A 20,284-nucleotide genomic window follows, 5' to 3' on the forward strand; every position below is an offset into this window, starting at 1 on the left:
CTATTTCTTATAAAATTCATCCAGCACCTGCTGTACCTCTTTATCTGCTTGGGTTAAGGCCTCGTCGACGCTAATCTCGCCTTCAAAAGCCCGGTTGATGTTGTCCCCAAACTTCCCGACCCATTCGCTCCAAACCGCGTTGACGTCTAGCGTGCCGGCGAATTCAAAACTATCAAGGAATGCCTTCTTGTTCTCCGGGTTGCCGCTTAAGAATTGCTCGGAGTTCGCCACCGATTTTTTGACCGGCACCGCTTCTCCCAGGGCCGCCCATTCATTTTGCGCTTCGTCTTCGGTCGCCCAGTATTTCACCCATTCCCAAGCCGCGTCGCCTTTCGCCCCTTCCGCCTTCTTGTTGATGACCCAGGAGTTCGCGATGACCGGGGAGAACCGTTTGCCGTCCGGCCCCTTGGGCAGCAGGGTCACGTCATAATTCAACCCCGCTGCATTCGCATCGATTGTGCGGGCATAGATCCCGATGCGCATGGCTGCGGCTTTGCTAGGAAATGGCGCCATGTTGCTTTGGAAGCTTTTCAAATCAGAAGGGGTTGTTAACAGTTCGCGCTGCATACCGTCTACGATCCATTCCATCGCTTGCTTGTTCTCTGGCGTATGGATGATCGACTTCGTCAGCGTTTCGTCCAGGACGCCGCCGCCGTACGATTTCAGCACCGTCATCCAGCCTTCGGTAATGCTAAAGAACGTCAGGCCGTATTGCGCGACTTTGTTTTTATCAAAAGCGGCATCCGTCGCATACGCTCCGTTCGAGTCCTTGGTCAGCTTCTCCGCCGCTGCCTTGAGATCGTCCCAGGTCCATTCTTCTGTCGGATACGCGACCTTAGCCTCGTCGAACATGTCCTTGTTATAGTAGAGGACGGCGATTTGAATCCCCTGCGGGACGCCCCAGTATTTCCCGTTCGCGTCTTTGTTGAAATCGAGGCCGTAATAGTCGTCCTTCTTCAAGTCCCGATCGATCCATTCAGTCAAATCCTTTAAGACGCCGCGTTCCGCGTATTTGGGGACAAGCACGCCGTCGGACAGCCAGAGGTCAGGCGCGCTTTCCGCGGCAATCTGCGTGTCGAGCTTTTGGAAGAACTGATTGTAAGGCGAGGATTCCGTCTTGATCGTGATATTCGGATGCTTCTCCTGAAACTTGGCGATCAGCTCCTGCATCTTCGCATCGGTTTGTGCCGAGGAATAATAGCCTAGTCTCAACTCCACCGGCTTGTCGGCCGTTTCTTGCGGTTGATTTTGCTGCTGCCCTTCCGCCGTACCTCCGTTCCCTCCGGTCCCGCCGCCATTCGTGGACGGAGTCCCGTTCTCTCCCCCGGAACATGCCGAAATCAACAACACAAACGTCAAAATGACGATTGCTCCGATCCCTTTCCGTTTCATGCCCTGACGTCCCATTTCCATCCCCCTTGCTTATTCCCCACCCCATGTAAGCTATTTCAAGAAGGTCGATGGGAGTGGTGCTGTGATTATCTTCAAAGTAAAGGACCCCGAATTAGAGTTCAACGTCCTTAAATCGCCCCAAAATCGCGCGCACGCTAAACATTCACAATATACGTTTGAGCGAAAGGCGCTGCGGCGTGAGCTCGGCGAACCAGCAGCACATCCCCGCTAAGGTGCACGTTGGCAAACTGGTACCCCCGAGGCCCTTGGTGTGAAAATAACACCGCATCCTCCCCGCTCTCATGTGTGACCGACAGTGCCGTCGCCAGCTCCCTTGGAACCGGGCGGCCGTAGCTGTCCAGCACGTCCAGTTGGCGGATGGCCGGCGGCGCCTCGCTCTGCCGCCGGGCTGGAACCAACACCGTGACAAACTTCGTAAACCCTTGCCCGGATTGCCGAAGGACGACTTTGCAGGCGGGCGTCTTCTCGTTATAGTTGCGCGAGACCCAGCTCGGTTCGACGTCGATTTTCACAGGATGAAGCGGAAGGACCCGAAGCACCGGCCCTCCGCTCCCGCTGTTACCGGCGTCTCCGATCACGAGGCGATTCTCGGCCTGAAACCGCACCTCCAGCCCCTCGGCTAGATGAAACGGCAGCGCGTAGGCGTGTTCCTCGTCGCCGTGGGACCGACAGGTATCGACGACAACCCAATAATCCGGCTTCACGAACAGGATTTGGCGCATCACCTGAACCGGATGGTGCAACCGCCAATAGCCGTCATGTCCCCCTTGGGCATAGTCGTAGCCCGGGGCGGTCTGCCACACGCGACCGAACGAACGAGCCACGTTCCTCCACTTCCAGGAATCCACGTAGTCCGATATCGTCTGTCCGTCGACGGAAATCGTATTGTGTTGGAGTGATTCCTTGAAATACTGGCGATCACGGGTTTCCATGTAGGTGCACCGTCCCGGATCGACCAGAAACTCGCGGCCGTAAGCAAACAAACTGATATGCAGGGCATCGTCATGTCCGTGGGCCCGAATCACGTCCATATGCCCGTTATCGAACCAGAGATAACGAGCCGTAGGCTCCCAATCGCTGCGCATAAAGGCATACCCGCCTTGCGCCAGCTCCTTGGAGACGAACTCCGGCACCGTTGCTTCGAGTTTCTCGTAGAGTTCGAACCCTCTTTGTCCGTAATACCAGATTCCTTCGTAATCCAGCGATCCACAGGCTTGCGATTTCAGATCGCCTCTCCGATACAGCACGGCCCCTCTCGCGAGCACGTCCCGGATATCCGTACTGTCGCTGTCGCTAAAATTCGGCTGGCGTCCGTCCGGTTGGATGATCGCCAGCGAGGCGGTGTACATTCGGTTTAGAGTATCATGGAGGGTGGGCGGCAACGCGATGCCGTTAAGCTCCGCAAGCCAAACCGATTCGAACAGGCAATGCAGCACCTCATGGTGGTACATGCTGCTTTGTTCATTTTGCAAGCCGTCCTCAAAAACCTGTAACGGGCACATCTCCACCAAGCGCTGGACCGCGGTTTGCCGCCATTTTTCCGCTTCCTCCAGATCGGGAAATAGCAGTGCCAATTGAAACAGGCCATTCGTTTCGAGAAATCCCCAGTTGCTTTGCCGGTCATGCGACGTATAGGCGACGCTCAGGTACATCCCATGCCGTCGGACCGCTTCGAGGAATACCGTCTCTTCCTCCGTCCCCCAATGCTTCGAGCCGCGCACGCAATAATAGCCTTTAAGCCAATGGGTGATTCGGATGCCGCTGTCCAGCTTGCGCCAAGTATCCTTGACATTGAAGCTGCGATCAGCGCTCCCCAACACTTCCGCTTCGGTCAGCGGGTTTTGTCTCATCCAATCCTTCAGCAGCCGGATATACGCCAGCGCATACGATTCTTGGCCGGTTAACCAATAGGCTTGCCCCAACTCGCCCATGTATCTCGCCCGGTTCAGCATGACGAGCCATTCCAGATCCCCGTTATGCCGGTAATACCAATCAATGCCGTTCGGGAAAGCCACCTCCTCTTCGCAGCGCTCCATATCCCAACGATGGGTGAAAATAAACGTGTTTCGCGCGGCCAAATCAGCCCGGTGGAGCACCTGCTTCACTTCTTCGGGCCAATGCTTGCGGCAGGCATCCACAATAAAGGGTCGTTCCTCCTCAATCCAGTAAAAACGCCGGGTTACCGGGTTATCATCCTCTCCTAACGCCATTTGCTTTGCTAGCCTCCTTCATGACTCATCCATCGGTCCACAAGGCATTTGATTTCCCATGTCGTCTTCAGTTAAAGCCCCAGCCACTCTTCCAACCCTTCTTGGACAAACCGATCATCGTTAAGATCAGGATATGCGCGATAAACGCGTTCAATTTCTGCAATTTGTCCGGGCGACAGCTCTTCTTCGGGATCGAGGCACCAACGTCCGGCCAACAAGCCTTGGCGGCGCAACACTTCATGGATGCCCGGAAGACAACCTTGAAACCCGTTAGCCGCATCAAAAAGGGCTGCGTTCGCATCGGTGATTCGCATGCCGCGCGTTAGCAACTCCGCAGGGATGGGGGCGCCGCTCTCGCGGAGAGCAATGATCTCCTCCAGCAGCTCCACCGCTTGGGACGTCCATACCGCCCAGTGGCCCAGCAGTCCGCCGACGATCCGCTTCTCCACCGTTTCCCTCGAGGTTGTGCGGTAGCTGAATACGGTGAGCAAATCCGCGACGATGTTATCGTCGTTTCCGGTATAAAGCGCAATCTCGTCCCGGCGACTGGATTCGCATACGGCCCGCACCACGTCCAGCGTCTGATAGCGGTTAAAGGGGGCAATTTTGATCGCCTTGACCCCCGGCAGCTCGGCCAGATCCCGCCAAAACGCGTAGCTAAGCCGCTTCCCGCCCACCGCCGGCTGCAAATAAAACCCGCAGACGGGGATCACCGCGGCGATCGCTTCCGTGCGGCGGATCAGCTCCGCCTCGCTGTCATCCGCCAGCCCGCCGTTGCTGACCAGGCCCAGGTCATACCCGAGCCCGGCGGCCAGCTCGGCTTCGCGAACCGCCTGCTCGGTTGGGCCGCAGATGCCTGCCACCTTCAGGAACGGGCGCTGTAGCCCGGCGGCTTCCACCTCCTCGGCGGCCAGGCGGAGTACCGGCTCAAACAAACCAATTTCAGGGTCGCGGATCTGAAATTGCGTTGAGTGAACCCCTACCGCGATCCCGCCGCTCCCAGCGGCGATATAATAACGCGTTAACGCGCGTTGTCTGCGCTCATCCAACCGGCGCGTCGCGTCCAGCGCCAGCGGGTGCGCGGGGATCACCGTTCCCCGGTGCAGCAGCTTGTGCAGCTCGGGTTTCAACTGCGGTTGATTGCCCATCAGAACACCCCTCCCCTTTCCTGAAAATGGGTAGGTTTCCCTAACGTATTTCCGCCAATCTCGACCCAATCCGCGGTCCAACACATCATTTCTCGGAGTGAAACCCGTGGATACCCCAATAAAGCATGCGATGCGGAAGCATTGCTTAATAACGCCGTCGCCTGTTCCTCCCCGGTGAATACCGGCCGGATTCCGAAGGCTTCGCCAAACCGTTCGGCCAGCCAACGGATCGATACCGTCTCCGGCCCAGTGATATTGAACGTCTTCGGCGGCGAATCGCAATGCAACAGCGAACGGATTGCCATCTCATTGGCGTCCCCCTGCCAAATGACGTTTACCAGGCCCATGTTCAGGTCGATGGGCTCCCGTTCCTTCACCGCCTTGGCTACCTCCAGCAAAATACCATACCGCAGATCAATCGCATAATTCAGTCGAAAGTTGACAAGCGGGGTACCGTTTTTACAGGAAAAATATTCAAATACCCGCTCCCGCCCCAAGCAAGATTGTGCATATTCGCCGATTGGCGCGGGGGCGGTTTCCTCCGAAGCCCCGCCCTGGGTAACCGCCGTCAGCGGGTAAATATTGCCAGACGAGAAAGCCACGATCCGCGAGGCTTTAAATTTCTCCGCCACCCGCCCCGGGAGATAGGCATTCATTGCCCAGGTATAATACTCGCGTCCGGTCGTCCCGAATTTGTGGCCGGCCATGTAGATGACATTCCGTGCCTCCGGCAGACGCGACAACGCGGCTTCTTCCAGTAAATCCGCCGAAACGGTGCGGATGCCCGCTGCCTCCAGCTCCTCCCTCAGCGTCCCCGAGGAGAACCGGGAGACGCCGGTGACCCTGGCGTTCTTCCCTGCGGCGGCCAAGCCCCGGGCAAGCAGTTTGGCCAAGCTGGGGCCCATTTTCCCGCCGACACCCAGAATCAGAACATCGCCGTCCAGCCCTGCAAGATCCCGAACCAGCCGGTCTGAGGGCTCGCTCAAACGCTGTTCCAGCTCAAGAATCGTTTTCATCTCTCATCACCTCATCTGGTTTTCCCCTTTATGGTAGAAGCGTCAGGAATTCCAGACAACGACCTTATATCGTCCTAAAAACAAAGCAGGAGGGAACCGGCCGCCGCCGATTCCCTCCTATAAATCTATGCTATAACTTTTTGGACAAGAGAATTTCAAGAGGATCCTTCTCCTGCAGCAAACACCCGACGTCGACATATCCAAGCTTCCGGTAGAAATGCTGCGCCTCCTCGTTGGATTGCGTCGAGGTCATTACGACTTGAAAGCCCCGCTCTTTCATTTGCTCTTCCCAGTGAAGGACAACATCCTTGCCAAGTCCCTGCCCCCGATAAGGTTCGTCAATCCATATGAGATTCATAAACGGCGTGTTGTCCCAAAAATAATTGAACCTCATCCAGCCGATGGCTTGGTTGGAATCCCGAAGGATGTAGATTTCCCCCGCCATAATCTTGGTTGGAATTAGCGTCCTTGCGAGATGTTTGTCCCTTTCGCTGATATAATCGATGTCTGCTTCGGTGGCGAACTCAATGTTCACTATTGCTCCCCCCGTTCGTTATCCATGCAGAGATCCCGGATCTGCCCAAGGATTACAGGGAAGTCGCGCGGATCCTTAATGACAAATAAATAGTCCGCTTCTTCTAGTCCCGGTTGATCCTGTTTCGAATCTCTTTGTCGATCCAAAACTTCCGAAAAACTAGACGCATTTCGAAAGATCTTATTTTTTCTCTGCGTCTTTTCCACGCGTTCCTCTAGCAAATGGAAGGGCAAATCAAAGTAAACCAGAATTCGCTTAAATCCCTTCTCCTGAAAATAGCGAAGCACATTCCTTCGCGAGGGTTCATGCAAATTTGAATTACTCAGAATGATGTGCATGTGACTGTGTTCTACCGCATACGCCACAATGGTATTGGTGATGGAGAACTTTAACGTATTTGGCCCTTCCGAGGGGCGCAATTTCATATAATGCGCGTTAATGAACGCAGCATGATTGTCCTGATCAATGACCACCGCATCTTGCTGCAAGACTTTTTCCAGCTCTGTGGCAAATGTCGTTTTTCCGCTATGTGTCATTCCTACCGTCATAATTACAAAGCGGCCCCTTGGCATATCTTCCATTTAGCCAATCTCCTTCATAAACGCTACGATTCTACCGGCTTCCCTAAATCCAATCTTTTGGTGAAACGCTTGGCTTACATGGTTATCCCATCCTGTATCCGACCCCAACTCTTTACATCCCAGAGATTTCGCCCAAACTTCCCCCGCCGCCACCAATTGCCTCGAGATTCCTTGATTTCGATGATTTTCGTCTACGTAAATTCCTTCTACATACCCGACCGGACTTGAACTGGAGCCTTCTACATAGTCAAATCGAAGGGACATATGCAAGAATCCGATATAGTTACTATCAATGGCAGCCAGAAAAACCTTATCTTTCTCGGATGCTAGTAAATCTTCGAACTCACCTCGTAGTTCCGACCATTCATGATCCGGCCAAAGCTTCAACGCCAAACGAGTTACATCATCCAGATTGGTTGGATTGGCATGTTCAATCATCATTCGTTCTCCCTCTAAGCGTACTCAAAGAATTTTTCGTCCCATCACAACCCCAAACATCCCAGTCATTCCTTCGTGATCGTTAAGCCCATATTGACGATAGAACGCTTCCTTTCCCTGGGACGCAAACAAGCCTACGAAAGCTTTTTCCGGTGCATTTTCTTTTAGGTAATTCACCAAAGCCTCCATGATCTGTCGTCCCACGCCCTGTCCTTGATGATCGGGATCCACAGCAACATCCTGTATGTAAAAATAAATCTGACCATCCCCTACGATCCGCCCCATCCCGACCACTTCACCCTTCTGCTCCACAACAACGCTGAATATCGATTGGCTTAAGGATAGGTCGGCGACCTCAAAGTTCATAAACTCTTTCCAACCTACGACGGTGCAAAGTTTAGTATATTCCTCCAACGTAGGTACTCTATGAATTACGGTGTATTTTGCGCTCAACTTATTTTCTCCTCAACGTAAAATAGAGTAGTCCTTCTTTTAACTCACTTTCTTGGTGAAACCCCAACTTCTGAAGCAGTCTCTGAGATTGGAGGTTATCGACTTCCGTCGTCGCCTCAATATAGTCCAGCCCCATAAGCTCAAACCCGATACGGATTAATGGTTTCATGGCCTCCTGCATGAGTCCCTTACCCCAATAACCTGGTGCTAAATCAAACCCGATTTCTGCTTTAGTTCCCGGATTCCCTTCGGTGTACCAGCAATGGTAACCGCAGGTCCCGATGAGCTCCTGGGTTTCTTTGCTGAATAATCCGTATCGGCATCCCGTGTCCTGGATATGGAAGGCGATGATCTCTTCGGCCTCCTGAAGATCTTTACAAACCTCAATATCCATAAATTTCGTGACCTCCGGTACCGAAAAATGCCTCAATACGGCGGCTGCATCTGCCAAAGTCAATTCTCTCATGAATAGTCTTTCAGTTTCCATGTTCGGATAATTCATGTTATACCGCCTTCGAAAAAGTTGTTCTGTCCAATCCTCAAAATGCTCCTCAAGAAATCTAATTTCCTTCTCGTAGTGAGCTAAATGGCCTTCGTCAACAAGCTTGATAAATGCCGGGTCTCCGGATGCGGCACGCTCGGATAAGGTAGTGCACATGGTTTGGATTCGAGAAATGACCCAATTCTTGAGGTCACCCGGGACCTCCATCCCATAAGATTGGAAGAACAGCTCAATCCTATTTTTTCGCCGAAAAGCATGCTTCTCCCGGTCATAAGGAACAACCTCGTGATCCACTTCTCCCGGTGAAAAAGCAGCAAGCGGAACGGAAGTATACAAGGTGTAAGCGATATCCCACAACCGCGGACCGGGGCCGGCCATATCGAAGTCAATGATCCCTACTGGCCGATTGTGATCAAACACAACATTATATAAAGCTGCGTCGTTATGACAGACCACTTCATGCAATGCTTCATCGGGATAACTATTAATCGATTCCTGGGTGGTTACAAATCCTACAGTGGCATCATGATAACTTCTCAAGAGCTTAGCCAACTCGGTAAGCGCGCTGTCCGACCACATATATTGATCAATTTCGGGATAGTTGTTCCCCGGTACGTCGCCTTCAAGATAAGTTAGGATTTCTCTCCCCTGTTCATCTTGCCCTAAATATCGCGGAGAGTAGGCGAATCCCTGGCTTTCAAGATGCTTAAGCAAATCATACACATAAGGATTGGGCTTCGCCTTCCTTCGTACAGTTCCCCCGACTCTCACGACCTGATTGATATTACCGCCATGCAGGATTTCTTCGTGTTCGGACAAAATGTAAACCTCCCGTCGATGGTTCTAATTCGGTTCATGGTTTCTTGGAATTGTATTCGAAATTTCATATCTAAATTGGCGCTGGCAACGAAAAATCCGAATTGTATTCGGTTTTTCATATAGATTTAGGCCAAAACACTTGAAAGTGTGCATATCTATATGAATTTTCATATACATTGCGATAAAACCGACGAAAACGCATAACTGTATTCGATTTTTCGCATACATTTGGCGCGGAAGAGGGGAAGGGGGCGCATCCACACCAAAAAAAACGAGTGGTTCAAGGAAAAAGCGATACAAGGAAGGCCACCTCGCCACCGTGTTGCTCACCTCATCCGCCGTTTTCACAGCCTCCGCCACATTCACGTTCATCGCATCTACAGCTTTTGCCGCTGCTTCAGATTTCTTTTATAGATATGTCCATGGGTAACTAGAAATAAAATGAGATTATAGAGCAAACTAAACGACACCGCATACAGCCAAATACCGAAATCCCATGAAAAAATAGGGAAACCCACTATTTCATGATTTGAACTATTAAATGCACTTAAAACCAAAGCTACTCCAATCCCTTCTAATCCGAGGATCCAAATGAAAATAAATCCTAGTATCTTTGTTTGGGAACTAAAATAAATTAAATTTAACATCCCCACAACGTAATAACTAATAAGCCATGTCATTTTACTGCCCAGGGTGTAGGTATCTACCTGAAGGAACTCATCAATTCTTGGATTCAGGAACTCAATCAAATGAATGATCGATAGCGGTACAAGAGTATAAATCATGAGGAATAGAACAAAGAGTATCAAGCGTCTCACCGTACGCCCTCCTACAAGTCTGATTAGAAAAACCAAACCAAACTACTTCCAAAGACACTTTACATCAATTGTCTTATCCCTAGTAACCGCCAGCTCATACACATCCGGATTCGTAAGCCGACTCCATGCCTCAAACCCAAATGAATCATCAAAGTGTTTCAAGATAAGAGCCATTAGATTTCCGTGCGTCACCACAGCGATATTCCTTTCCGGCCGTTGGATGAGGTCTTGGATGGCAGCAACTCCCCGGGTCATCGCCTCACGTGAGGATTCACCACCCGGTAACTTCAAATCGAGATCATCAAACGACTTCCTCAGTTTGTCCATCCAATCTGGCATCCCCTCTGACGACAGGACTCTCTCACGAAGACGATGATCCATATGTATAGGTAAACCTAAACGTTGGGATAACGGTTGGACCGTTGAGACCGCTCTTTGATAGGGGCTGCTCACCATCCAATCTATGAATCTATCATGTAAAAAATCCGCCAGTTGCCCCGCCTGAACTTCTCCTTCCTGCGTTAACTTCGCCGAGGCTTCTTGACCATTAGCCTTACAATGTCTGATTAGATATATCCGCTTCAAAGATATCCCCCCTTACTTAGGATTGGATTGGTAAGGATAACATTTCTCCTGTTTCATTTCATTCTACAATGAGAGAATCTCTTTATTGCAGGTATGCTTTCCAGTGTAAATATAGTTGATCCATGGTCGTATCCAGGATTGTCTCCAAGGCTAGAGGTTCTCTAATGATTTCATTTAACGATTCAAGTCCATATTCATCGACAATGAACTGGATCATTAAGCCGCTATAGAAATAAGCTGAACTTCCGTAATCATCAAAGAAGGTGGGACTATTTAGCTGTTCTAGTGTTGGAATCTCGCGAAAATGATGTTTCTGATTCAGTGCGTCCTCAAGCTGCAATGCAGCGTAAAATGCCGTGCCTTCATCCAGCCACTTCACACTTCCAACCGCCGGATGGATTTGTTGGATTATGGCATGAATAAACTCATGAACTAATTGATCCGTATATTCGGAATGTAAAGAAGGAACAAATCGTATTTGCGGCGGGGTAAATACCTTAATAATGTTATCTTTGGCATCGTATGTACCTTCGGTTTGACGACCTATGATTTTGTAAAATTGCTCGCGATCCGTATACACATGAACCCTCGTTTTCTTAGATGGACTAAATTGGAACATGGTCGTTAATCGCTCATAATTGGATTCGTAATTTAGGGCAAGCTCTTGAATAACTTGTTGAACATCATCATCTTGACTCGGTGAGTAGAATTTCCCATGGATAGTTTCTTGGATTAGGTAGAGTTCATCTTCATCTCCTTGCTTAATCAAGGAACAAGATCCTAAGAGTAGCATCGTGACCATACTCCATATCGTAAATTTATGCCTCAAAAATCTTCCTCGCTCTCTTGTCAAATATTAGGTATGCGATACACTTTATCGTATAGAAGCGACTTACATGCCAGGAACTCCTGCTCTGTGAGTGGCTTGGGGTAGCTCATGATTTTCAGTGGTAGATCTTGTCCCCCGACCCTCAACGGCGGTTGAACATAGGGATACTCATTAAGGTGGAATCCAAGTCTCTCGTAAAACCGAATTCGGCGACATGAGATGAGTTCTTCCGGCAGTTCCACCTCGAGAACAGTCAATTGGTCCGACTCGCCCAAATAATGACTCATCAACCGATTCCCGATTCCGCCTCCTCTCATAGATGCATCTACAGCAAAATGCTCAATAAAACGGAATATCGGAAATTCCCAAACCGCCAAAAAAGCGATAATCTGTCCCTTCTCATCCGACTCGGTGATCAGCCGATATTCAGGATGCCGCAACAGCTCTTTTTGCCCGAATTGGGTTCGGTATTCGATCTCGGGAAAGGATGCCGACATGATTTCATACACACGCTCAAAAACATTCATTCCGCTAACACTTCCTCATTCCTCGAATTACGCTTAACTAGCTAATCATACGCTTGTTTCCCAATCCTCTTTTAGCAGCCCATAGACCACCTTATTCGTCTATTCTTCTCCGCAAAGAACAAACCTCCCACGAATCCACTTACAAAACGTTCACCCGAAGACCTTGTTTCAAATTCCAACACCTCCGCTACTCAACACGACCGAGGTCTCGATCTGCCTTGCAGGCACATTCCAATAGGTACGAAGCAATTGATTCTTCTCTTCGGGCGACACCAAATGAAAGCCATTCTTGACATAGAAGCGGATGGCCCAATCCGCCGATGCCCACGTTCCGATCAAGATCGGTTTATTGGTCAAAGCCATGAGATGCGTGAGAAGCTTCGAGCCAATTCCGCTCTTCCGTTGCAGAGTACGAACATAAGCATGACGAATTAAAGAAACCTCCCTTTTATCCTGAATCCCCATAACTCCTAGCGATTGGTTATCTTCTTCATATCCCCAAAATACGACGCCTTGGTTGATTTCATCTAATAATTCATCCCATGTCATATACGGTTCATGATACCTGTCCTCAGGGATGATCCCCTTATAAGCTTGCGCCGCATCGTTAATGATCAGATAAATGTCCTCCCTATCTTGATCCGTACATAATCTAAGCATGGGACTTCCCTCCTTGGTTTTTACGCTTACCTATCTTTTATTCGTATTCGATCTTCATTTCCTTTACGAATACCGCGGTTCCTCTAATGGATATCTCCAAATCCTGATCTTGTTCTCCTCTTGTGGCTTGCACGAACACTCTTCCATTTCTCCCGATTTCCATCCCTTGCTCTACTAGAAATTCAACCTTCCTCACTACTTGATTCATATAGGTTAAATAATACGCTCCCATAACACCTGAGGCCGTTCCGGTAACCGGATCCTCTAGGGTTCCTGAATACGGAGACGAGAAATGTCGTGCATGCATAAATGCACCCGGGTCGTGCGTTTCCATACAAAAAGGATGGATAGAAGCTCTTGGGTTTTCTTTCAAGATGTCAGGAAATATGCGATTCTTGGGGGCCATTTTCATAAATGAGGATAACCTTCGAATGGGAACTAACAAGGTCCAGGTTCCTGTACTTCCATAGACGATGGGGAGGGAGATGTCGATTTCGCTGCCAGTCAAACCCAGGGATCCCGCTAACTGATCAACGTCTCCGTGATATGAGATGAATTGTGGGCGATCTTGCCTCATTTCAATCTCCAGCGTAGGATCCGAAGTCTTCAAAGAAACCGGCAAAAGACCGGCACGGGTTTCAATCGTAAGGGAGGTTTTATTCTGCAAAACCCCTTTTTCCTTCAAACAATGGATCGAGGCTATGGTGGCATGGCCGCATAAATTGATCTCGTGCCCGGGAGTAAAATACCTCAATCGCAGATCGGCTACGCTGGACCTGAGCACAAATACGGTCTCGTTAAATCCCACGACGTCAGCGATCAGCTGCATGTCCGCATCACTTAAGGAATCCGCATGGAGAACGACGCCGGCCGGATTTCCGTAGTTCGGTTTGGTTGAAAACGCATCGTAATGATAAACGGTAATCCTATTCATCCTCGAACCCACTTTCATGTTTAGGTTGTACCCTTCCATAATTATACTTCTGATCATTAGGGGGCGGAAGCTACGATTCTGTTATAAAAAAAGAAGACCCCCGTCAACGCAGAGGTCTTATCCTAAGGAGTCTATTATTCTTCCATCAGCTTCGATTTGATCTCCGGGACCGACATCCCCTCGGAACGCAGTTGCTTGATCCGCGAGATTCTTTCCACCGTTTCTTCCCGTCGGTACCGGCGCGTCAGATTCTCTTCAGCCTGCTCGAACGGCAGCATGCCTTCCTCCGTGTAGAACTTCAAGGTGCTGTAGCGGGTCGCCGTCAGCCGCGCCAGTTCGCCGATCGTCACGAACTCCGAGGCCAGAATGGCTTCCATGGTACGTTGTCTGGACATAGGGGCAGGACTCCTTTAGATCGGGCGTTTCGGAAGCAGCCGTACCCCTTGGATCGGGATGCGCACCGTGACAAAATGAGGAACCGCTTCATAAACTTGATTGTCGATTTTGATCGTGGGGATCTCCCCGTCCTTCAACACGGTAAATACATGGCCTTGGGCCTCAAGCCGCTCTTTGACGGCCTCCAGACGTTGCTTGGAGTTAGAGAACCAAGCCTCCGTCTCAATAAAAACCGCCTGCGTGCGATCCAGCAAGGGAAACAGGAAGAGCATACCGGTGCCGACCGAAGTGCGCACGAACGTTTTTTTCATCCGTAAAACATGCTTGATCGCGAATTCCCATCCCCGATAGATTTCAATAGTAAAGATCGTATGAGCCAATGGATTGCTGGAGTCCAGCCCGATCATGCGAGCCGCCACAAGGTCCAGTTCATTTCGTGAAAAGAGATCCGGCAAACAGCCGCTTTCCCGCAGCAACCACAAGAGACAAACCGTATCGTCGCTGACCGGTCCATCCTCTAGAATCTCCGCCCGGAATCCCTCCGTTATCCGCGTATATTCATCGATGGGGCAGCGGTACTCTTTGATCGATACGCCAGCCGATTCGTAATACATATCGCACCCGAGTAAATTCGGGATCTCCTCCAAGCCCCCGAGATCCGACAGCGTCTTCGCCATAACGAGCTCAAAACGGGCCAGCTTCCTTTTGGACAACGAAGAAGCATGCTTCAACCACCAGGACAAGTCATGTTGACGGCCGCGAGCTTTCGAACTAACCCCGTTCAGAATCAGCTCTCGGTATGCCGATACCTTGATTGGTGCATTCTCCCCCGTCCTCGTTACAGGCTGGATCTTGCCATTTGTTCCGGTTAACCCGCCGTCCAGATAGACCTCCAGAACAACGGCAGCCGCCATCGCGCGAAGCGATATCTTCTTGACGGTCGTTATCATGTTACTTCGCTGCGCATTCAGCGCGATCATCGAAAAACGCTGGGCCAAGGTAAACTCCGTTATCTCTGCCATCGCCAAACTCCCCCATCGGTCTGGAATCGAGTGACCTTCTTCTTCGTCAAAAATTACTTACTACTTACTACTTACCACTTACTATTTACACCATATTCCTTTTGGGATGTTTTGTCAATTGGGATTCCGCACTTGCTCGAAATCGGGATCTAGCCCCCTTACACCTCGACCAGCACCAGCCCTTTGGAGATTGCCGGCTCCATAAACGGACTCGCCGTCCCAACGCTAAACAGCTGTAAATGATGCATCGCGCGCGTGCAGGCCGTGTAGAACAACCGTCGCAAGCTCTCTTCTCCATAAGACCGCACCGAGGCATCGTAAATGATCACCGCGTCAAACTCGATACCTTTGGCCAAATAAGCCGGAATGACCACCACGCCCTGCTTGTATTCAATCGAATCGCGGGTCACCAGCTTAAGCTCGCGGATTCGTTCTCCCCCCAAAGCGGCATAAGCGGCTGCGCTTTCTGCCGCCGACCGACATACGATGGCGATCGTATCCGCCCCACGCGCTTTCAATTCGGCGACCCTGCGTTCAAGGCAGCGGTGCAGCTCCGAAAGATCGGCCACCTGCGTTAACTTTGGCTTCTCCCCTTTACGCTCGAACGGTTCGATATTTTCGCCGCCAGGGATCAGACTCCGCGTAAACTCAACGATCGGTCGGGTCGACCGATAACTGCGGCGTAGTAAAATCGTTTCGGTAGCCTCTGGCCCATAAAGGCGAGTCAGCCCCTGGAAATCCGCCGTACCGGCAGCGTGAGCGAAGATCGCCTGATGGAAGTCGCCTAGTACCGTCAGTTTCGCTGCGGGAAACAGTCTTTTGATAAACTCGAACTGAAGCGGAGAGTAATCCTGCGCCTCATCGATCAAAACATGACGGATGGACACGTTCGCCTGGAACCCCAGAATCAGCTCGTTCAGCAGCAGAAATGGCGTTGCATCCTCATAGTACAACTTGCCATCCTTCAGGTTCTGAATCGTGATGCGGCAAATATCCGGCCAAGCTTCCCGTAATTCTGGCGCCTCTACTTCCAACCAGGAGCCGGTACCGAGGGTTGGCGTCTCAAAGAGCTGTTTATAGATACCGGCAAGATCGATAAACCGCAGCTCGCGGATCTGTTCCCGCACCGGCTTCAGCTTCCTGCGCACTACCATTCGTGCTAGCTCTCTCGCCAAGCGTTCGCCCTCGATCTCCTCGTCCGAATCTTCGTTTAGGCCATGCTTTTTGCGAATCTGTTCATAAGCCCGTTCATATTGCTCGTTGCTCAGTAACTCAATTGCCTCCTGCACCCACGGCTTGCGGCGTTCCAGCTTCTCGATTTCGCCAATCCGCTCCTTCAACCATGTCGTCAGGCGATCGATTCGCCCGGACAAACGTAAGTGTTCGTCTCCACCGTAAAATTGCTCCGCCATTTCTTCAGCCGTAATCAACGTGCCCCCGCGAAACTGCAAAGGCAGGAACCGCATGCCGCCTTGCTCCAAGGAAGAACGATAAGCTTGGATCGCCTCCAAAAATGGCACAGACGCCTTTAATCGAATCGCGGCCATACGCGCCGGATAATCCGGATTATCGTTCGCCGTCAGTGCATATTCCAACTGCGCGTAGGCATCCTCGATCTCGAAAAGACCGCTAAGTCGATGATCGAGGTATTCCTGGAACGTCACCTGTTGCATGTTCTCCTCTCCAAGCTCGGGGAGCACGCCTGATACATAAGTCTGAAACATCACATTAGGCGAAAATAAGATGATCTGATCCGCCGTCATCCGTTCGCGGTATTTGTACAGCAAATAGGCGATCCGCTGTAAAGCAGCCGATGTCTTTCCGCTGCCGGCAGCGCCTTGGACGATGAGCAGCCGGGCGCGGTCGTGCCGAATGATCCGGTTCTGCTCCTGCTGGATCGTCGCCACAATGCTGCGCATCTGCGAATTGGCCGTTTGACCAAGCACCTCCTGCAGCACCTCGTCCCCGATCGTCAGTGAAGTATCGAACATCGATTCGATCTGCCCCCGGCGAATCAGATATTGCCATTTCCGCTTCAACTCCCCATGAATCGTCCCGCTTGGCGTGGAGTACTCGGCAGGCCCCGGGGCGTAATCGTAGTAGACGCTGGAGATTGGAGCCCGCCAATCGTAAATCAGGAACCTCTCCCCGCTGGGATCCATCAAGGACGAGACACCGATATAGACCCGCTCCATCCCCGGCTCGCCTTCTTCGGCGAAATCGATTCGCCCGAAGTAAGGATTCTCCTGCATCCGTAACAGCGCGGCCCGGCGTTTAGCAGCTTGGCGATGGCTGCTTTGGCTTAACGACAACACCTCGGCCTGCTGCCGCAGGCTGATGACCGTTTCCAGAAAGTCGTCGAAGTTATCCAGATTGACCGTAACATCTTCCCAGAAATGCTTGCGGAACTCGACGACTTCATTTCTTCGCCGCGAGGTGTCCTCCTCCAGTTCGCCGACGCTCTCCGCGAGGACCTCCATCACACGGTCCAACCGTTCCTGTTCCCGCTTCAGCTCCTGATCCATAATCAGCACTCCTTTTCATAAAAATGGGGGTTGACGCGAATTGATTTTTTGTGTACAATAAAATTAGGAAAGCTATACTCATAATGGTTACCTTCGACACATGCTATATAAATATAGCATGTTTTTTGGCGTTAATCAATCACCCCACATCATAAAAACCCCGCCAACTCCGCAATCTGCGGATAAGTTGGCGGGGCTTTCATTTTAGTAACCATTAAGCATTGCGTTGTTTAATCCATTGCTCCAACGTGTCTTCCAACGTCATATTCGCAGTAATGTGCTCAGTGCCTTCACGCTCGAAATCAATCCATCCCGTATTGAAACCGTCCAGCATAGCCATCCGGCCATGCACACGATCGGCAGGGCCACCTTGGTGGACGAAAACTTCTGCCCATTCGTCACGCGGCAGCGCAATAGCTTGAACCTCACGATTCAGTAATTTCCCCCAAATTTCAGCAATGTCATTCGGAGAATAAGGCTCCGGTCCTTGCAGCTCCAAGTAACGGACCCCTTCCCAGCTCTGCCGCAGCGTTTTCGCAGCAATTTGCCCAATATCCACCGTGGCAATCATCGGGATTTTGCGATCAAGTGGCTGAAGGAATCCAACAACCTGCCCTTTATCTCTAGCGGACTCGACATCCCAGATGGAGTTGTCCTGGAACCAAGCGGCCCGAAGGAAAGCCGAAGGCATCGGCAAGCCGGACAACTCCTGCTCCAGAATATGCAGCGATTCGATAATGCCGAGCCCGTTCGGGCGATGTGCTCCGACGGACGACAACGCTACGAATTTCGGTACCCTGGCGCCAATAAGCGCTTGGGCGACCGCGGCAACCGTTTCCCTTGTTTCCGGAAACCCCTCTGATGGATAGAAAACAGCCGGGTTCATCACAAATACGCCCTCCGCGTCAGTAAAGGCAGCTTGTAAAGCCTCCGCATCGCGATAATCGGCGAACACCGGCTCAGCACCGTTCTCTCTCCAGATCTCCGCTTTCTCTTTGCTTCGAACAACCACCCTAACCTGCTCGCCTTGCTCTAGCAACGCCTTCGCAGTGGCTCCTCCTACTTGTCCCGTTGCTCCCATGATCACGTACATGATTATCGCCTCCTCTATTGGATGTGTATATCCTATCACAGAGGATTACAACTTACAATATACAAATTTATTTTTTTGTAACTTGAAACAAAAGAAAAACTCCTTTGATCTGACCCAAAGGAGTTTCATTATTACCTCGTAAGCAAACCGTTGGAGATCAGATGCCAGACGGCATCGAACCTTTGATCCCCATCGGGCAATTCCCATTCTGCGGAGTGAGCGACATGGTGAAAGGGAGTCGTGGCCATGAACACGGCCATCGCGGTCGTCCTTGCTTCTTGCTTAGCAATGGCCCCTTCCTTTATGCCATCCTTGATCATCGTAGCCAACTGATCCAGTAAATGATTGCGATGTACTTGAATAGCTTCAGGCGCTTCTGTTACGAGTGACGAGTACATTTCGAACAATTCAGGGTCCTGGCTGGCGCGACTCCGTTTAAATCTACGGAGTGTATCTAACCAACGATACAACTTATCGGCGGCAGGTGCCGCCTCCTCGACGACGGCCTGCAAGGGAGGGAGGGAACGCTCTAACCAACGCTCAACAACCGCCTCCTTCAAAGCCGCTTTATTATCATACAACCGGTATAACGCCGCGTGAGTCACGCCAAGCGCCCGAGCGATATCGGACATATTCGTTTTGGCCGGGCCGAACTTACGCAGGATCGCCTCGGTCGTATCGAGAATCCGTTCTTTGGACAAGACTTCTTCTGCCAATAGAAGCACCTCTTACTATGAAATGGCTAGGATAATACCTTCATTATAACCGAAAGGATCCCTGTTTGACGATAAGAGTGCTTCATCCTCTAAGCGCGAGGCGCGAGAAAATGCTTAAGGCAAAACCTTGGTTTTGGCCGAAATCGGCATTCTCGGCTTCGCAATCGGTACCTCTGCCGGATACCCGATGCCGAATACCCCTATTACCTCGTACCCCTCCGCCACGCCGAGAAGCTCGCGGTTATGAGGCAAGCCGCCGATCGACGACCAGAATGTGCCGACGCCGGCCTCGTGGGCAGCCAACTGGAAATTTTGCGCGAAGCAAGCGGCCGCCATGACATTCTCATCCCGCTCGATCCCCGTGGCTCCGGGTTTGGATACCAACGCGATAACGACAGGGGCACCCCAGAAATCGCTCTTATGCTTCAGTTTCGCCCGCGTTTCCGGTCCGATGCGAAGCAACTCCCACGGTTCGTTGCAACGATGATTCGGTGCGAAGCTTGCTGCTTCCAGCCAGCCCAACAGCGCTTCTTCATCGATCGGGTCCGGTTTGAATGCCTTGATGTTTCTCCGGCTTTTGATTAAATCAATTATGCTCATGCTCATCTGTAGCTACCTCCCTTAATTCAAACCTATGGATAACTTCTTGAATGATTTCGTCAACCGCCTTCAAGCGTCGTTTACCAATGTATAGAATAGGTATTTCAAAGTCAAGTTTATCCATCCCGGTGCAAAAAAAAGACAGCCCCTCATAGAGAGATCTGCCTTTTTCAAATTGGCCAAACAGTCAGGTACTAATACAACCGCTCTTCGCCGGTAACCGGGTTCTGGAATGCCGATTGGATATCGCTTTTCGTCAACTCCTCGGCAAACTCCGTATCCTGAGTCGGTTTTGATTTGGCCGTTTGTTTCGCTTTCGGGGCTTTCTCCCGTTGATTGTCCATTTGTTTCGAATCCTTCTCCATCGCCTAGAGCACTCTCCTTTACTTGCGTAAAAATAGGGCATGCCTAGACGTTAGAGTGCGGCTCGGTTCCGCTTTTTATGCAGAACTGCCAGTCGTTAG

Annotated in this window: 22 protein-coding genes; all 22 read right to left on the bottom strand. The window is 51.0% G+C overall.

Features of this window, described 5'->3' with window-relative positions; genetic code table 11:
* Positions 1-1,407, bottom strand: a complete 1,407-nt coding sequence (locus tag IM700_RS06130) for an ABC transporter substrate-binding protein (RefSeq protein ID WP_239483656.1) — start codon at positions 1,405-1,407, stop codon at positions 1-3.
* Positions 1,408-1,547: 140 nt separating this feature from the next.
* Positions 1,548-3,623: an alginate lyase family protein gene (locus IM700_RS06135; protein WP_193415090.1), complete on the bottom strand. Its 2,076-nt coding sequence runs from the start codon at positions 3,621-3,623 to the stop codon at positions 1,548-1,550.
* Between the two features lie 71 nt (positions 3,624-3,694).
* On the bottom strand, positions 3,695-4,771 hold the full coding sequence (locus IM700_RS06140) for a dihydrodipicolinate synthase family protein (protein ID WP_193415089.1): 1,077 nt from the start codon (positions 4,769-4,771) through the stop codon (positions 3,695-3,697).
* Positions 4,771-5,787, bottom strand: coding sequence for an NAD-dependent epimerase/dehydratase family protein (locus IM700_RS06145; RefSeq protein WP_193415088.1), 1,017 nt, complete (start codon positions 5,785-5,787; stop codon positions 4,771-4,773). Before IM700_RS06145 ends, IM700_RS06140 begins: the two co-directional genes overlap by 1 nt.
* 130 nt (positions 5,788-5,917) lie before the next feature.
* Complete coding sequence (locus tag IM700_RS06150) at positions 5,918-6,322, bottom strand: GNAT family N-acetyltransferase (RefSeq protein ID WP_193415087.1); 405 nt, start codon at positions 6,320-6,322, stop codon at positions 5,918-5,920.
* Positions 6,322-6,903: an ATP-binding protein gene (locus tag IM700_RS06155; RefSeq protein ID WP_239483657.1), complete on the bottom strand. Its 582-nt coding sequence runs from the start codon at positions 6,901-6,903 to the stop codon at positions 6,322-6,324. Before IM700_RS06155 ends, IM700_RS06150 begins: the two co-directional genes overlap by 1 nt.
* Positions 6,904-7,341, bottom strand: coding sequence for an aminoglycoside 6'-N-acetyltransferase (aac(6'), locus tag IM700_RS06160; protein WP_239483658.1), 438 nt, complete (start codon positions 7,339-7,341; stop codon positions 6,904-6,906).
* A 24-nt stretch (positions 7,342-7,365) separates the two neighbouring features.
* Positions 7,366-7,794: a GNAT family N-acetyltransferase gene (locus tag IM700_RS06165; protein WP_239483659.1), complete on the bottom strand. Its 429-nt coding sequence runs from the start codon at positions 7,792-7,794 to the stop codon at positions 7,366-7,368.
* A gap of 1 nt (position 7,795) precedes the next feature.
* A complete protein-coding gene (locus tag IM700_RS23435; protein WP_336244884.1) occupies positions 7,796-9,115 on the bottom strand; it encodes a GNAT family N-acetyltransferase in 1,320 nt (439 codons plus the stop codon).
* Positions 9,116-9,492: 377 nt separating this feature from the next.
* A complete protein-coding gene (locus IM700_RS06180) occupies positions 9,493-9,933 on the bottom strand; it encodes a hypothetical protein (protein ID WP_193415085.1) in 441 nt (146 codons plus the stop codon).
* Positions 9,934-9,975: 42 nt separating this feature from the next.
* Positions 9,976-10,518: a histidine phosphatase family protein gene (locus IM700_RS06185; RefSeq protein ID WP_193415084.1), complete on the bottom strand. Its 543-nt coding sequence runs from the start codon at positions 10,516-10,518 to the stop codon at positions 9,976-9,978.
* An 82-nt stretch (positions 10,519-10,600) separates the two neighbouring features.
* Complete coding sequence (locus tag IM700_RS06190) at positions 10,601-11,287, bottom strand: gluzincin family metallopeptidase (RefSeq protein ID WP_193415083.1); 687 nt, start codon at positions 11,285-11,287, stop codon at positions 10,601-10,603.
* An 80-nt stretch (positions 11,288-11,367) separates the two neighbouring features.
* Positions 11,368-11,874 (bottom strand): GNAT family N-acetyltransferase, encoded by a 507-nt coding sequence (locus IM700_RS06195; RefSeq protein ID WP_193415082.1) that lies wholly within the window; start codon positions 11,872-11,874, stop codon positions 11,368-11,370.
* A gap of 168 nt (positions 11,875-12,042) precedes the next feature.
* Positions 12,043-12,534 carry a GNAT family N-acetyltransferase gene (locus tag IM700_RS06200; protein ID WP_193415081.1) on the bottom strand — a complete coding sequence of 164 codons (492 nt, stop codon included), beginning with the start codon at positions 12,532-12,534 and terminating at the stop codon, positions 12,043-12,045.
* A 37-nt stretch (positions 12,535-12,571) separates the two neighbouring features.
* Entirely contained in the window at positions 12,572-13,468 is an 897-nt protein-coding gene (locus IM700_RS06205) for a PhzF family phenazine biosynthesis protein (RefSeq protein ID WP_193415080.1), read from the bottom strand.
* A gap of 134 nt (positions 13,469-13,602) precedes the next feature.
* Positions 13,603-13,863, bottom strand: coding sequence for a helix-turn-helix domain-containing protein (locus IM700_RS06210; protein WP_193415079.1), 261 nt, complete (start codon positions 13,861-13,863; stop codon positions 13,603-13,605).
* Positions 13,864-13,878: 15 nt separating this feature from the next.
* Positions 13,879-14,886, bottom strand: a complete 1,008-nt coding sequence (locus IM700_RS06215; protein ID WP_193415078.1) for a GOLPH3/VPS74 family protein — start codon at positions 14,884-14,886, stop codon at positions 13,879-13,881.
* A gap of 158 nt (positions 14,887-15,044) precedes the next feature.
* Positions 15,045-17,411: an RNA polymerase recycling motor HelD gene (gene helD / locus IM700_RS06220; RefSeq protein WP_193415077.1), complete on the bottom strand. Its 2,367-nt coding sequence runs from the start codon at positions 17,409-17,411 to the stop codon at positions 15,045-15,047.
* Between the two features lie 214 nt (positions 17,412-17,625).
* On the bottom strand, positions 17,626-18,504 hold the full coding sequence (locus tag IM700_RS06225; RefSeq protein WP_193415076.1) for an NmrA family NAD(P)-binding protein: 879 nt from the start codon (positions 18,502-18,504) through the stop codon (positions 17,626-17,628).
* A 131-nt stretch (positions 18,505-18,635) separates the two neighbouring features.
* Positions 18,636-19,220 (bottom strand): TetR/AcrR family transcriptional regulator, encoded by a 585-nt coding sequence (locus tag IM700_RS06230; RefSeq protein ID WP_193415075.1) that lies wholly within the window; start codon positions 19,218-19,220, stop codon positions 18,636-18,638.
* 114 nt (positions 19,221-19,334) lie between these two features.
* The gene (locus IM700_RS06235) at positions 19,335-19,820 is read right to left on the bottom strand and encodes a nitroreductase family protein (protein ID WP_193415375.1); all 486 of its coding nucleotides are present in this window, start codon (positions 19,818-19,820) and stop codon (positions 19,335-19,337) included.
* 194 nt (positions 19,821-20,014) lie between these two features.
* Positions 20,015-20,185, bottom strand: a complete 171-nt coding sequence (locus IM700_RS06240; protein WP_155605148.1) for a hypothetical protein — start codon at positions 20,183-20,185, stop codon at positions 20,015-20,017.
* Between the last annotated feature and the right edge of the window lie 99 nt (positions 20,186-20,284).

The sequence above is a fragment of the Paenibacillus rhizolycopersici genome, from assembly GCF_014947195.2.
GTDB lineage: Bacteria > Bacillota > Bacilli > Paenibacillales > Paenibacillaceae > Fontibacillus > Fontibacillus rhizolycopersici.

What these genes read in the sequence shown, in the direction of transcription:
- IM700_RS06235 (WP_193415375.1), bottom strand. Translation starts at nt 19,820, where the DNA reads ATGAGCATAATTGATTTAATCAAAAGCCGGAGAAACATCAAGGCATTC.
- IM700_RS06155 (WP_239483657.1), bottom strand. Translation starts at nt 6,903, where the DNA reads ATGGAAGATATGCCAAGGGGCCGCTTTGTAATTATGACGGTAGGAATG.
- IM700_RS06215 (WP_193415078.1), bottom strand. Translation starts at nt 14,886, where the DNA reads ATGGCAGAGATAACGGAGTTTACCTTGGCCCAGCGTTTTTCGATGATC.
- IM700_RS06145 (WP_193415088.1), bottom strand. Translation starts at nt 5,787, where the DNA reads ATGAAAACGATTCTTGAGCTGGAACAGCGTTTGAGCGAGCCCTCAGAC.
- IM700_RS06205 (WP_193415080.1), bottom strand. Translation starts at nt 13,468, where the DNA reads ATGAATAGGATTACCGTTTATCATTACGATGCGTTTTCAACCAAACCG.
- IM700_RS06210 (WP_193415079.1), bottom strand. Translation starts at nt 13,863, where the DNA reads ATGTCCAGACAACGTACCATGGAAGCCATTCTGGCCTCGGAGTTCGTG.
- IM700_RS06195 (WP_193415082.1), bottom strand. Translation starts at nt 11,874, where the DNA reads ATGAATGTTTTTGAGCGTGTGTATGAAATCATGTCGGCATCCTTTCCC.
- IM700_RS06200 (WP_193415081.1), bottom strand. Translation starts at nt 12,534, where the DNA reads ATGCTTAGATTATGTACGGATCAAGATAGGGAGGACATTTATCTGATC.
- IM700_RS06130 (WP_239483656.1), bottom strand. Translation starts at nt 1,407, where the DNA reads ATGGGACGTCAGGGCATGAAACGGAAAGGGATCGGAGCAATCGTCATT.
- helD (WP_193415077.1), bottom strand. Translation starts at nt 17,411, where the DNA reads ATGGATCAGGAGCTGAAGCGGGAACAGGAACGGTTGGACCGTGTGATG.
- IM700_RS06225 (WP_193415076.1), bottom strand. Translation starts at nt 18,504, where the DNA reads ATGTACGTGATCATGGGAGCAACGGGACAAGTAGGAGGAGCCACTGCG.
- IM700_RS06135 (WP_193415090.1), bottom strand. Translation starts at nt 3,623, where the DNA reads ATGGCGTTAGGAGAGGATGATAACCCGGTAACCCGGCGTTTTTACTGG.
- IM700_RS06140 (WP_193415089.1), bottom strand. Translation starts at nt 4,771, where the DNA reads ATGGGCAATCAACCGCAGTTGAAACCCGAGCTGCACAAGCTGCTGCAC.
- IM700_RS06240 (WP_155605148.1), bottom strand. Translation starts at nt 20,185, where the DNA reads ATGGAGAAGGATTCGAAACAAATGGACAATCAACGGGAGAAAGCCCCG.